The organism is Bacillus sp. AK124, from assembly GCF_053903085.1.
Genome location: NZ_CP096378.1, coordinates 2,603,831 through 2,616,692, shown reverse-complemented (window position 1 = coordinate 2,616,692; position 12,862 = coordinate 2,603,831). Strand labels below are relative to the sequence as shown.

Here is a 12,862-nt window from a genome sequence, read left to right as displayed (position 1 = left end):
AAACCATCCACACCTTCGTCTTTAAAAAATGCCGAAGGTGCGGGTTTATTTGTCTATGCCTTTTTCATTGATCTAAATGTGAATGAATGAGGTGTAACAATGATGAATAAAAAATTAAAAAGAGCATCGCTCATGAAAAGGCATGAAACGATGTTTCAGTGCCCGATATGCGCAACGAATATGGCGGTCACCGATTTAAAAAGCCTGATCTGTAAAAACGGACATACGTTTGATATCGCAAGAGGGGGATATGTCAATGTCACAACGCATGCTCCTTCTGTTAAATATGATAAAGAATTATTTGAAGCGAGAAGAATGTTAGCCGCCCGCGGCTTTTTTGAACCGCTTAGCGGCGCTTTGACAGATCGTCTCGAACAAGCAGGCCTCCCGTTTTGCAACTTTGTCAGCATCCTCGATGCCGGCTGCGGGGAAGGTTCGCATTTGGCGCGGATCGTTGAAAAGCTTCAAATGCGTTCCGGATCGCCTGTCCTTGGCGTCGGGCTTGATTTGGCGAAAGCCGGGATTGTGTCTGCGACTAAGCAAGAAAGAGAGGCGATCTGGTGTGTCGCCGATCTGGCTGCCGCGCCGTTTCGGAATCGTTCATTCGACGCGATCCTCAATATATTGTCGCCTTCTAATTACGCGGAATTCGAGCGGCTGTTATCGGATGACGGCATCGTTTTGAAAGTGATTCCGAAAAGCGGCTATCTGAAAGAACTGCGGGGATTTTTGTATGACGGCTTGGACAAACAAGCCTATACGAGCGAGGATGCGGCTGAGCGGTTCTCGTCTCATTTCGATCTGATCGACAGAACGGAGATCGCCTACAGCAAACGTTTAGACCAAAGCCTTCTCGCGCCGCTCATCAAGATGACGCCATTATCATGGCGCGCAGAAAAGGAGCGGATCAATGCCTTTTTAAAGAAAGAATCCGCTGTTACGACCGTCCATCTCGACATTTTAGCCGGCAGGAAAAAAACGAAATAAACCACTGAAAAGGCAGTCTAAATAAAGGACTGCCTTTCATATAATCTAAAAGGACATTTGATCAGAGGAGGCGTGCGGTGGACATGATGAACATTTCTGATTTCCAGATAAAAGATGTCGTTAACGTATCAAACGGGAAAAAGCTCGGCAGCATCGGCGATATCGATATTAATGTAACGACAGGCAAAATACAGGCGATTGTCATCGGAGGAACGGGGAAAGTTTTCGGATTTTTCGGAAAAGAAGAGGAAATCGTCATTCCGTGGCGAAATATTGTTAAAATTGGAGAAGATGTGATTCTTGTGCGTTTAAGCTGATCAAGCATATGAGATGATGCCTGATCAATCGGCGGGCCCTTATCCGCCTGCTTTTTCAACATTATTGTATACGGTGAGACCGTCTGCAAAAACGGCGATAAATGTTGCAAACAATACATTTCGTTTAGTTTTTTGAAACGAAACTAAACGAATGCATCAAGATGTGTTAAAATAGGAGCGATATGATGAAAGACTACGATGTTTGTCGAAAGGCTGATCACCATGAATACATATAACCCCTTTCGTCTTGATGCTCCGTCAATGCTTTTGATTGAGGAATGGAATCAGACGGCGGAAACCGGCGGAGCCGTCACAGCCGGATTTACGACAAAAAACGGCGGAGAAAGCGAACCGCCTTTTCACTCACTGAATACAGGGCTGCACGTTCAGGATCATGAACAGCATGTCATCAATAACAGAAAACAGATTGCCGACAACTTAAAAACCGATCTGCACGACTGGGTATTTGCCGATCAGACGCATGAAGACCGGATTCAAAAAGTGACGGATAGCGATCGCGCCAGCGGCGCTTTCCGATACGATACGGCGCTGAAGGCTACGGACGGACTTTATACAGACAGGCCAAACCTGTTTTTGGCGCTTTGCTTTGCCGACTGCGTTCCTGTTTATTTTTACGATCCGGTCCGCTCGCTGGCCGGAATCGCTCACGCGGGCTGGAAAGGCACCGCGCTCGGGATCGCAGCCAGCATGGTTGACACGTGGGTCAGCCGGGAAGGATCAAATCCCGCAGACATCCACGCCGTGATCGGGCCTGCGATCGGCTCGTGCTGCTACACTGTCGACGATCATGTAATAGACAAAATCAGGAATCTTCCTCTTCAGCAAGAAGACAAAGCCTTTTTGACGATAAAAGAAGGGGAGTACCGTCTCGAATTAAAAGAAGTGAACAGGCAGCTGCTTGTACACGCCGGAATTCCAAACGGCCAGATCAAGGTGAGTTCCCTTTGTACGAGCTGCGAGCATTCACTGTTTTTCTCCCATCGGAGAGACCGGGGAAAAACCGGACGGATGATGTCCTTCATCGGATTAAAGGAGGTATAGCTTACAGGTGGATGTGAAAAGCAATTTACGACATATAAATGACAGGATCAACGAAGCGTGTATCAAAGCGGGAAGAACGCCCGACGAAATATCCGTCATCGCTGTCACGAAATATGTTTCCCCGGAACGGGCGCAGGCAGCGCTTGATGCAGGAATCAGACATTTGGGAGAAAACCGCGATACCGGACTGCTTCACAAGCTCGACGCTCTGAAAGACAGCGAACCGGTATGGCATTTTATCGGAACCCTGCAGACGAGAAAGGTAAAAGCAATCATCGATCATGTCTCATATATCCATTCTTTAGACAGGCTTTCATTGGCCGACGAGATTCAGAAGAGGGCAAAAAAACCGATTGACTGTTTTGTTCAGGTCAACACATCTCTTGAATCTTCAAAACACGGTATGGCAAAAGAAGAGGTTCTTTCTTTTGTAAAAAAACTGTCTGCATATGAAAACATCCGGATTGCGGGATTAATGACGATGGCTCCTTTTACGGATGACGAGACGGCAATCAGAAGCTGTTTTCGCTTGCTGAGAGAGCTGCGCGACGAGGTTCGCGGGCTCGGTCAATGGAACGCCCCGTGCAGCGAGCTTTCGATGGGGATGTCTAACGACTATACGATCGCAGTCGAGGAAGGCGCGACATTCGTCAGAATCGGATCTTCCTTAGTCGGAAATGAAACTGGAGGTGGACAATCATGAGTTTGAAAAACAAATTTAAAAACTTTTTTTCCTTGGATGATGAGGAATACGAATACGAGTACATTGAAACAGACAGGGAGGAAATCCCTGAAGAGCATGAATCGAAAGACAGAACCGCCTACCAGTCTAAAGCGGCTGGGAAGCAGAATGTCGTAAGTTTGCAAAGCGTTCAGAAATCTTCTAAAGTAGTGTTAAGTGAGCCTCGGGTGTACGCGGAAGCCCAGGAAATCGCAGACCATATCAAAAACCGGCGCGCCGTCGTCGTGAACCTGCAGCGCATTCAGCACGATCAGGCGAAAAGAATCGTTGATTTCTTGAGCGGAACTGTATATGCTCTCGGCGGCGATATTCAGCGGATCGGAGCGGACATCTTTTTATGCACGCCTGAAAACGTCGATGTCTCCGGCACGATTTCCGAGCTCATAGAAGAAGAACATCAGAGGTGGTAAATCGCAGATGATCCTACTTTATCAAATTTTAAGCACGCTTATAACCGTCTATTCGTTTGCGCTCATTATTTACATTTTTATGTCTTGGGTGCCTAATGCAAGGGAGTCTTCATTCGGCCGGGTGCTTGCTTCACTTTGCGAGCCTTATCTCGAACCGTTCAGAAGGATTATTCCTCCGCTCGGGATGATTGATATTTCTCCGCTCGTGGCGATTTTCATCCTGCGGTTCGCAGATGCAGGGCTTCTTGCGGTTTTCAGAATGCTCGGCGCTTTTTAAAGACATTATGCCGATCTCCCGTAAGACTTACCGCAGGCAGCGGCGCCGTGGTTCAGGAGCGTGCCTTCAATCTTTGCGGGCCGAGTATCGGGCTTGGCTGTAGGCCAGGCCTCTTTACATAGAAAGGAAAGACAATGAGCGATATTTACCAGCATTTCAGAAAAGACGAAGAGCCGTTTATCGACCAGGCTCTTGAGTGGAAAAGAATCGTGGCGGAACAGTACCGGATGAAGCTGACCGATTTTTTGGACCCGCGGGAACAGGTGATCCTGCAATCTGTCATCGGTCAGTCGGACGAAGTGAGGCTTGAATTTTTCGGGGGCTTCCCTGAGGCCGAACGAAAGAGGGCTTTACTATTCCCTGAATATGCCGAGCCGTCTGCCGAAGATTTTCAGCTTCAGGGCTGGGAAGTCATCTATCCGCAAAAATTCGCCTCCATCGAGCATCGCGAGCTTCTCGGCTCATTGATGGGCATCGGATTGAGGCGCCAAAAGTTCGGCGACCTGATCTTTTCGGACGGGACATGGCAGTTTATCTGTTCGGAAGAAGTCGCTGATTTTGTTTTCACCCAGCTGACACAAATCGGCAAGGTGAAAGTTTCCCTTGAAAAAATTCCGCTTTCTAAGCTTAAAGTACCGGAGCAGGATGTCGAAATAAGGGATGATACGGTTTCATCTTTGAGGCTTGATGCGATTTGCTCGGCAATGAGCAGGCAATCCCGGCAAAAAGCACAGGTTCTCGTGAAAAATGGCCTCGTGAAAGTGAACTGGAAAGTCATTGAAGACCCTTCATATGAACTGGCGGAAGGGGATATGATTTCGATCCGGGGGTTTGGCCGGTTCAGGATGAAAAACATTGACGGCAAAACGAAGAAGGGCAAATGGAGATTGACGTTTGAAAAACAAAAATGACGCGTTTTAACAGTTTTTTCTCCGCCCGGTCGAATTTTGCTTTATAATGTTGACTAGGACAAGTGTACATAAAGAAAAATAATGGAGGTGGGCAGCATGCCTTTGACGCCAAATGACATTCATAATAAAACATTTACAAAAGCGTTCCGCGGCTATGACGAAGATGAAGTGAACGAGTTCCTGGCCCAGGTGAGAAAGGATTATGAGATCATTCTGCGCAAAAAAAATGAGCTTGAATCAAAGGTGAACGAGCTTGACGAGCGTCTCGGCCATTTTTCGACGATCGAAGAGACGTTGAATAAATCGATCCTTGTCGCACAGGAAGCAGCAGAAGACGTAAAGCGCAATTCCGAGAAAGAAGCGAAGCTCATCATTCGTGAAGCTGAGAAAAACGCTGACCGGATCATTAATGAATCTCTTTCAAAATCGAGAAAGATCGCGATGGAAATCGAAGAGCTGAAAAAGCAGTCAAAAGTGTTCAGAACCCGTTTCCAAATGCTGATCGAAGCGCAGCTTGACCTGTTGAAAAACGACGACTGGGATCATTTGCTTGAATACGAAGTAGACGCCGTCATGGATGAAAAAGAATAGAATTTCATTTGCGTTCTTGACATATCGTCATCCGTTCGCATATAATACGTTCATAAATTGAGTGAAAAACGTTTGAGAGGGACAGACATTGATTTCTGAAAACAATGAAAGCGACCCGGGGGCGGTGTAAGCCCGGGATTGTTGGAATCGTTGTGAATCAGCCCTCAAGTTTCCTTTCTGAACCGTCCAGTAGGAAAGGACGTCCCATCACGTTACGATGTTTGAGCGGATAAGCCGAATCGGCTTGTCTAAAAGGGTGGTACCGCGAGATCAAAGCCTTCTCGTCCCTTATGGGATGAAAAGGCTTTTTTTGTTTTAGAAAAGATGTTTTGGAGGAATGGTAATGGATTATAAAGATACGCTCTTAATGCCGAAAACAGATTTTCCGATGAGAGGAAACCTGCCGAACCGTGAACCTGAAATCCAGGGGAAATGGGAAGATATGGACATTTACAGCCTCGTTCAGAAACGAACCGAAGGCCGGCCGATGTTCGTGCTTCATGACGGACCTCCGTATGCGAACGGCGATATTCATATGGGCCATGCGCTCAACAAAGTACTGAAGGACTTCATCGTCCGTTCGAGATCGATGAGCGGCTATCATGCACCGTATGTTCCGGGCTGGGATACACACGGCCTGCCGATTGAAACAGCGCTCACGAAAAACAAAAAAGTGAAGCGCAAAGAAATGACGGTAGCCGAATTCCGCAAGCTTTGCGAAGAATACGCATGGCAGCAAATCGAAGGACAAAAAACGCAATTTAAGCGCCTCGGTGTCAGAGGAGATTGGGAAAACCCATACGTGACCCTTAAGCCGGAGTTTGAAGCGCAGCAAATTAAAGTATTCGGCGAAATGGCGAAAAAAGGCTATATTTACAAAGGGAAGAAGCCGGTTTACTGGTCCCCTTCAAGCGAATCCGCTCTGGCTGAAGCTGAAATCGAATACCATGATAAACGCTCGCCGTCTATCTATGTTGCATTCGATGTGAAAGATGGAAAAGGTGTATTAACAAACGGCGAAAAAATCGTCATTTGGACGACAACGCCGTGGACGATCCCGGCCAATCTCGGCATCGCCGTACACCCTGAATTGGAGTACAGCGTCGTTGCTGCCGGAGGCGCGCGCTATGTGATGGCAAGCGCATTGATTGAAAGCGTGGCAAAAGCGATCGGCTTTGAAGATCATGAAGTCGTTCAAACTGTTAAAGGAAAAGACCTGGAACATATCGTCGCGGTTCATCCTTTATACAGCAGAGATTCTCTTGTTATGCTCGGTGAACACGTAACTACAGATGCCGGTACAGGCTGTGTTCATACTGCTCCGGGACACGGTGAAGACGACTTTATCATCGGTCAGAAATACGGACTTGACGTGCTTTGCCCGGTTGATGAAAAAGGACATATGACGAGCGAAGCCCCTGGTTTTGAAGGACTGTTTTACGATCAGGCCAACAAACCGATTACAGAACAGCTCGAAGAAAAAGGCGCTTTGCTGAAGCTCGATTTCATCACCCACTCCTATCCGCACGACTGGAGAACGAAAAAACCGACCATTTTCCGCGCGACCTCCCAATGGTTCGCTTCTATCAAAGACTTTAGAGACGAGCTTCTTGACGCGGTGAAAGAAACAAAATGGGTGCCTGAATGGGGCGAAACGCGCCTCTACAATATGATCCGCGACCGCGGTGACTGGTGTATCTCAAGACAGCGCGCATGGGGCGTGCCGATTCCGGTATTTTATGCCGAAAATGGGGAGCCGATCATCACGGATGAAACGATCGACCACGTTTCTGAACTATTCAGGGAGCACGGTTCGAACATTTGGTTTGAAAAAGAAGCGAATGAACTGCTTCCGGAAGGCTTTACGCATCCGGGAAGTCCGAACGGCAAGTTCACAAAGGAACAGGACATCATGGATGTCTGGTTTGATTCAGGTTCGTCACATCAGGCCGTACTGGAAGAGCGCGATGATCTTGTAAGACCTGCGGACTTGTATCTGGAAGGATCTGACCAATACCGCGGCTGGTTTAACTCATCGATTTCGACAGCCGTTGCCGTAACGGGTAAAGCACCATATAAAGGCGTGCTGTCACACGGTTTTGCCCTTGACGGAGAAGGCCGCAAGATGAGCAAATCACTCGGCAATGTCGTTGTTCCGGCAAAAATCATGAATCAGTTCGGGGCCGATATTTTAAGACTGTGGGTCGCATCTGTCGACTATCAAGCAGATGTCCGCGTATCTGACGCGATCTTAAAGCAAGTCGCAGAAGTGTACCGGAAGATCCGCAACACGTTCCGTTTTCTTCACGGCAACATTGCTGATTTTGACCCGGCGAAAGATGCAATCGCTGTGGAAGAACTTCGCGAAGTCGATCAGTACATTTTGATCAAGCTGAACAGCCTTATTGAAAAAGTCAAAAAAGCATATGAAGAATATGATTTTGCGGTCATTTACCATGCTGTCCACAACTTCTGCGCGATCGAGCTCAGCTCATTCTATATGGATTTTGCCAAAGACGTCGTTTATATTGAACACGCCGATCATAAAGACCGCCGCAGCATGCAGACCGTTTTTTACGAAACGTTGCTCGGGCTTGTCAAGCTGATCGCGCCGATCCTGCCGCATACTGCTGACGAAATGTGGAGCCACTTCACATTCGTATCGGAAAAAAGCGTGCAGCTTACCGATATGCCGGAAACAAGAGACATTCCAAATGCAAAAGAGACGGAAGAGAAGTTCGACAGCTTCATGAAGCTTCGCGGCGATGTTCTTAAAGCGCTTGAAACAGCGCGTAATGAAAAGATCATCGGAAAATCTTCGGTTGCGAGCTTGACGCTGTATCCAAATGAAGAAGCAAAAGCGCTGCTTTCTTCGATCAAGGAAGACGTCAAACAGCTGTTCATCGTGTCAGAGCTTCTCATCGGCGGAACGGAAGCCGAAGCGCCTGAAGGTGCGCAGACGTTTGACACAGGAAAAATCGTCGTTGCTCAGGCAGAAGGCGAAACTTGTGAGCGGTGTCGCATGGTTTCCAAAGAAATCGGCCAGGATGCCGATCATCCGGAGCTTTGCCCTCGCTGTGCCGGAATTGTGAAGACGTATTATCAAAATTAACCACGAAGCGGTTCGGAGTTTTTCCGAACCGCTTTTAATATGCCGCCAAACCTTATCAGGCCTGCCCAGGCGTCCTGTCTGAACGCACATCCTGGGAAAGTCCGGAGAAAGGATGCCATTGCTGACATCGTTTTGTACGTCAGGAAAAATCTTTTGGGCTTGGATACCGGCTTTGTCGGTAACACTAAGGTCACAAACGATAAGAGCAGGAGTTGATGTAGGCGTGAACGATCAGCTGGCGGCAATTCATACCGAACTTCTTCAAATGAAGGAAGAACTGGAAGCAAGGCTTTTTGAATACTCCTTTTTTCAGCAGGATTCTCAAGGCATCAATTCGTATCAGCAGGTTACACTTATGTATCATGTCAAAGAAGAGCTTCAGGACGTGCTTTTGGCCCTTTCAAAAATCGAAAACGGAACATACGGCATTTGCGAAGAAACGAATCAGGCAATTCCGCTGGAAAAAATGGCTATTCTGCCGACGGCGCGCACCGCGAACGATTTTTTATATCATGCCCAGTTTGAAAAAAAGACGCTTCCTATTTGGGCTGAGACGGATGAGACGTTCAACCGGGCGCTCTACTCATAACATTCTGCAAGAGGGGAGGGCTTTTGCCCTCTTGCAGGATGTCAATGAATATTCCTTTACTCCTTTTCTTTTTCTTGTTAAAATGCTTAAATGAAGAGAAACAGAAACTGGAGGAACGGTTTGTGCCTTATTACATAATTGCAGTGCTCATTATCGGTATCGATCAATTTACAAAATGGCTGGTCGTCAGCAAAATGGAGTACGGTGAAAGCATTCTCGTCATCGACGGTTTCTTTCAAATTACGTCGCACAGAAATACAGGCGCAGCATGGGGCATTTTGGCCGGACAGATGTGGTTTTTTTACATCATTACCACGGCGGTTATCATCGGCATTGTTTACTACATTCAAAAACATGCCAAAGGACAAATCCTGCTCGGAACCGCTCTCGGATTGATGCTTGGCGGTGCTGTCGGCAATTTTATCGACCGCGTGTTCAGGCAAGAAGTTGTCGATTTTATACACGTGACGATCGTCAATTATCATTATCCGATTTTCAACATTGCCGATTCATCTTTATGCGTCGGTGTCCTGCTCTTATTTATACAAATGCTGTTAGACGGAAAGAAGAAGAAGGAGCTGTAACATGGAGCATTATGATATGACCGTTCATGAAGAACATAAAGGTGAACGGATTGACAAGTACTTGACCGCAGTTGAAGCGGATTGGTCGCGGACTCAGGTGCAGCAGTGGATTAAAGAAGACCGCGTGCTGGTTAACGGAAATGCGGTCAAAGCCAATTATAAAGTTCAGGATGGGGATGCGGTGTCAGTCCATGTTCCAGAACCGGAACCGCTTGATGTCATGGCTGAACCGATGGATCTTGATATTTATTATGAGGATCAGGACGTTCTTGTCGTCAACAAGCCGCGCGGAATGGTGGTTCATCCGGCTCCCGGCCATCTGACGGGGACGCTTGTCAACGGTTTGATGGCGCATTGTGACGATCTGTCAGGCATCAACGGCGTGATGAGGCCGGGCATCGTCCACCGGATTGATAAGGACACTTCAGGTCTGTTGATGGTTGCCAAAAACGACATGGCGCATGAATCGCTCGTGAATCAGCTTGTCAACAAAACGGTGACGAGAAAATACACCGCGCTTGTCCACGGCGTCATCCCGCATGACCACGGGACGATCGACGCGCCGATCGGCAGGGATAAAAAAGACAGGCAGAGTATGACGGTCACAAGGGAAAATGGAAAGCATGCCGTCACTCATTTTGAAGTGATCGAACGGTTCGACGATTTCACTGTTGTTGAATGCCAGCTTGAAACGGGGCGAACCCATCAAATTCGCGTGCATATGAAATATATCGGTTTTCCTCTGGCGGGAGATCCGAAATACGGCCCGAAAAAGACGGTCGATTTCAACGGCCAGGTGCTGCATGCGGGCGTATTGGGATTTGACCATCCGCGTACCGGAGAATATGTTGAATTTGAGGCGCCTCTGCCTGATGACATGAAAAATCTCCTCGACAAAATTCGAAATAAACGTTGACAGACGTTTTCTTTTTTGAAATAATAAATGCAGTTAAATCAGATTCTTTAACACAGTCCAGAGAGGCTGAGAAGGATACCGGACAAGCGAATCAATGAATTCGTTTCAAGACCCCTCTCTGCCTTTATGCAGAAGGGGTTTTTGTTTTATCCTTTAAAAGATGCGGGGTGCTGGCCATGCAGGAACAAGAAAAGGCTGTTGTGCTTGACGAACAGGCGATCAGAAGGGCGCTGACAAGAATCGCCCACGAAATGATTGAACGAAACAAAGGAATGAACAACTGTATCCTTGTCGGAATCAAAACGAGAGGCATCTATCTGGCCAAACGGCTTGCCGAACGGATTGAGCAAATCGAAGGAAACAAAGTCACCGTAGGAGAGCTCGACATTACCCTTTACAGGGATGATCTCTCCAAAAAAACGTCTAATGAAGAGCCGCTTGTCAAAGGAGCGGACATTCCGGCGGACATCACCGATCAAAAGGTGATCGTCGTCGATGATGTGCTTTACACGGGACGGACAGTCAGAGCGGCCATGGATGCGCTCGTCGATGTCGGGCGGCCTTCATCCATCCAGCTCGCGGTGCTTGTCGACCGCGGCCACAGAGAGCTGCCGATCAGAGCCGACTATATCGGGAAAAACATCCCGACATCGAAAACCGAAAAGGTCATGGTTCAATTGGAAGAAGTTGACGGACGCGACCTTGCGGCGATTTATAAAAAGTGAATGACAATCCTTTTTTAAATGCATTCCAGTGAGTTTGCAAAGAGGGATAGAACGAAAGATGCCGCCTCACCATGCGGCGGATCTTTGTCTGCCTCTTTGCGCAATTTAAGCAAAGAGGCTTTTTTAATGGGCACAATCTTTTCAGGATATAAAGACATCAAAGACAGTGAGTCAACCATCAGGAGGAAAAAATATGAGTCAGAAAAAAGTGAACCTTGGTGTCAGAGAAGTACCAAAACCTTTGAATTGGATAACTTTCAGCCTGCAGCATCTGTTTGCCATGTTCGGAGCGACGATCCTCGTGCCAAAGCTTGTAGGCTTAAGCCCAGGCGTGGCCCTTATAACGAGCGGGCTAGGAACGCTTGCATATCTCTTGATTACAAAAGGACAGATCCCGGCTTACTTAGGTTCATCCTTTGCATTTATTGCCCCGATTATCGCAGCAAAAGCCGCCGGAGGCCCTGGGGCGGCCATGATCGGCGCATTTATGGCAGGCATCGCCTACGGGCTGATCGCCCTGCTCATCCAGCAGCTGGGAACGGACTGGCTGATGAGGCTCCTGCCGCCTGTTGTCGTCGGTCCGGTCATTATCGTCATCGGACTCGGGCTGGCAAGCACGGCTGTCAATATGGCCATGTATGAAGATTCGGGAGCAAAAGTGCTCGTCTACAGCGCCAAACATTTTGGCGTTGCAGGATTCACACTCGCGCTCACCATAATCTGCGCGATTTTCTTAAGAGGATTTTTCAGCCTGATTCCTGTCTTGATCGGAATTATCGGCGGATACTTGTTCGCCCTGACCCAAGGCATCGTCGACTTCCAGATGGTCCTTGACGCCAAATGGTTTGCTGTTCCAGATTTCGTCATTCCGTTTGTCGACTATACGCCGAGCGCGGCGGCTGTCGGAATTGGAATCGCCATGGTGCCCGTTGCTTTCGTGACAATGTCAGAACATATCGGCCACCAAATGGTATTAAGCAAAGTCGTCGGTCAGGATTTCATTAAGAAGCCCGGGCTTCACCGCTCGATTTTCGGCGACAGTGTCGCAACGATGCTGGCATCATGCATCGGCGGACCGCCGACAACGACCTACGGAGAAAACATCGGCGTACTCGCCATCACAAGAGTATTCAGCGTATTTGTCATCGGCGGAGCGGCTGTTATTGCACTGTGCTTCGGGTTTATCGGCAAAATTTCGGCCCTGATCAGCTCTGTCCCTTCTGCAGTCATGGGAGGCGTTTCCTTCCTGCTGTTCGGTATCATCGCATCAAGCGGACTGCGCATGCTGATTGATAACAAAATTGACTTGGAAAATAAGCGAAACCTGATCATCTCATCCGTCATTCTCGTCATCGGAGTGGGCGGCGCATTTATCAAAATCTCAGGGTTCGAGCTGTCAAGCATGGCGCTTGCAGCGATCGTCGGAGTGATTTTAAACCTTGTCCTGCCTGAATCAAAGGGAGATCAGGACGGGATTGAAATAGAAGAGCATATTTAAAAACCTTTTAAATGAAGTCCAGAGAGGCTTGAAAGGGTTACGGAGAGAGAAGTGCAAAAAAGCGCATTCTCTGGTTCACTGTACCCCAAGCCGTTGTGGCTTGGGGTTTTTTCACAGGAAATTAAAGCCTGAGGGGGAGAA

The 12,862-nt window shown here is 47.9% G+C and carries 14 protein-coding genes and 1 other annotated feature; all 14 genes read left to right on the top strand.

The genetic code is table 11. The features are described from left to right. Positions 1 to 99: 99 nt before the first annotated feature. The 14 genes from M1E06_RS13075 (at position 100) to pyrP (ending at position 12,721) form a co-directional block, all read left to right on the top strand. A complete protein-coding gene (locus M1E06_RS13075) occupies positions 100 to 987 on the top strand; it encodes a putative RNA methyltransferase (RefSeq protein WP_020451314.1) in 888 nt (295 codons plus the stop codon). A gap of 83 nt (positions 988 to 1,070) precedes the next feature. Beyond that, positions 1,071 to 1,304, top strand: coding sequence for a YlmC/YmxH family sporulation protein (locus tag M1E06_RS13070; RefSeq protein WP_011197962.1), 234 nt, complete (start codon positions 1,071 to 1,073; stop codon positions 1,302 to 1,304). Between the two features lie 222 nt (positions 1,305 to 1,526). After that, positions 1,527 to 2,366, top strand: coding sequence for a peptidoglycan editing factor PgeF (gene pgeF / locus M1E06_RS13065; protein ID WP_020451315.1), 840 nt, complete (start codon positions 1,527 to 1,529; stop codon positions 2,364 to 2,366). Between the two features lie 7 nt (positions 2,367 to 2,373). Then, positions 2,374 to 3,069 carry a YggS family pyridoxal phosphate-dependent enzyme gene (locus M1E06_RS13060; RefSeq protein ID WP_020451316.1) on the top strand — a complete coding sequence of 232 codons (696 nt, stop codon included), beginning with the start codon at positions 2,374 to 2,376 and terminating at the stop codon, positions 3,067 to 3,069. After that, complete coding sequence (sepF, locus tag M1E06_RS13055) at positions 3,066 to 3,518, top strand: cell division protein SepF (protein ID WP_003181594.1); 453 nt, start codon at positions 3,066 to 3,068, stop codon at positions 3,516 to 3,518. The genes M1E06_RS13060 and sepF overlap by 4 nt, the downstream gene beginning before the upstream one ends. Positions 3,519 to 3,528: 10 nt before the next feature. Next, positions 3,529 to 3,795, top strand: coding sequence for a YggT family protein (locus M1E06_RS13050; RefSeq protein ID WP_025811370.1), 267 nt, complete (start codon positions 3,529 to 3,531; stop codon positions 3,793 to 3,795). A gap of 134 nt (positions 3,796 to 3,929) precedes the next feature. Next, positions 3,930 to 4,706, top strand: coding sequence for a YlmH family RNA-binding protein (locus M1E06_RS13045; RefSeq protein WP_020451318.1), 777 nt, complete (start codon positions 3,930 to 3,932; stop codon positions 4,704 to 4,706). A 96-nt stretch (positions 4,707 to 4,802) separates the two neighbouring features. Then, the gene (locus M1E06_RS13040) at positions 4,803 to 5,297 is read left to right on the top strand and encodes a DivIVA domain-containing protein (RefSeq protein WP_020451319.1); all 495 of its coding nucleotides are present in this window, start codon (positions 4,803 to 4,805) and stop codon (positions 5,295 to 5,297) included. Between the two features lie 62 nt (positions 5,298 to 5,359). Beyond that, positions 5,360 to 5,589 (top strand) — a binding site (T-box leader). A gap of 51 nt (positions 5,590 to 5,640) precedes the next feature. Then, positions 5,641 to 8,409 (top strand): isoleucine--tRNA ligase, encoded by a 2,769-nt coding sequence (gene ileS, locus M1E06_RS13035; RefSeq protein WP_048350284.1) that lies wholly within the window; start codon positions 5,641 to 5,643, stop codon positions 8,407 to 8,409. Positions 8,410 to 8,632: 223 nt separating this feature from the next. Continuing rightward, positions 8,633 to 8,998, top strand: a complete 366-nt coding sequence (locus tag M1E06_RS13030) for a TraR/DksA family transcriptional regulator (protein ID WP_023857244.1) — start codon at positions 8,633 to 8,635, stop codon at positions 8,996 to 8,998. A 122-nt stretch (positions 8,999 to 9,120) separates the two neighbouring features. Next, positions 9,121 to 9,582, top strand: a complete 462-nt coding sequence (gene lspA / locus M1E06_RS13025; RefSeq protein ID WP_041817442.1) for a signal peptidase II — start codon at positions 9,121 to 9,123, stop codon at positions 9,580 to 9,582. Between the two features lies 1 nt (position 9,583). After that, positions 9,584 to 10,498 (top strand): RluA family pseudouridine synthase, encoded by a 915-nt coding sequence (locus M1E06_RS13020; protein WP_020451323.1) that lies wholly within the window; start codon positions 9,584 to 9,586, stop codon positions 10,496 to 10,498. 176 nt (positions 10,499 to 10,674) lie between these two features. Next, positions 10,675 to 11,223: a bifunctional pyr operon transcriptional regulator/uracil phosphoribosyltransferase PyrR gene (pyrR, locus tag M1E06_RS13015; protein ID WP_020451324.1), complete on the top strand. Its 549-nt coding sequence runs from the start codon at positions 10,675 to 10,677 to the stop codon at positions 11,221 to 11,223. A 193-nt stretch (positions 11,224 to 11,416) separates the two neighbouring features. Continuing rightward, positions 11,417 to 12,721 carry a uracil permease PyrP gene (pyrP, locus tag M1E06_RS13010; protein ID WP_020451325.1) on the top strand — a complete coding sequence of 435 codons (1,305 nt, stop codon included), beginning with the start codon at positions 11,417 to 11,419 and terminating at the stop codon, positions 12,719 to 12,721. The last annotated feature ends 141 nt before the right edge of the window (positions 12,722 to 12,862 follow it).

What these genes read in the sequence shown, in the direction of transcription:
- M1E06_RS13075 (WP_020451314.1), top strand. Translation starts at nt 100, where the DNA reads ATGATGAATAAAAAATTAAAAAGAGCATCGCTCATGAAAAGGCATGAA.
- M1E06_RS13070 (WP_011197962.1), top strand. Translation starts at nt 1,071, where the DNA reads ATGATGAACATTTCTGATTTCCAGATAAAAGATGTCGTTAACGTATCA.
- pgeF (WP_020451315.1), top strand. Translation starts at nt 1,527, where the DNA reads ATGAATACATATAACCCCTTTCGTCTTGATGCTCCGTCAATGCTTTTG.
- sepF (WP_003181594.1), top strand. Translation starts at nt 3,066, where the DNA reads ATGAGTTTGAAAAACAAATTTAAAAACTTTTTTTCCTTGGATGATGAG.
- M1E06_RS13045 (WP_020451318.1), top strand. Translation starts at nt 3,930, where the DNA reads ATGAGCGATATTTACCAGCATTTCAGAAAAGACGAAGAGCCGTTTATC.
- M1E06_RS13040 (WP_020451319.1), top strand. Translation starts at nt 4,803, where the DNA reads ATGCCTTTGACGCCAAATGACATTCATAATAAAACATTTACAAAAGCG.
- ileS (WP_048350284.1), top strand. Translation starts at nt 5,641, where the DNA reads ATGGATTATAAAGATACGCTCTTAATGCCGAAAACAGATTTTCCGATG.
- M1E06_RS13020 (WP_020451323.1), top strand. Translation starts at nt 9,584, where the DNA reads ATGGAGCATTATGATATGACCGTTCATGAAGAACATAAAGGTGAACGG.
- pyrR (WP_020451324.1), top strand. Translation starts at nt 10,675, where the DNA reads ATGCAGGAACAAGAAAAGGCTGTTGTGCTTGACGAACAGGCGATCAGA.
- pyrP (WP_020451325.1), top strand. Translation starts at nt 11,417, where the DNA reads ATGAGTCAGAAAAAAGTGAACCTTGGTGTCAGAGAAGTACCAAAACCT.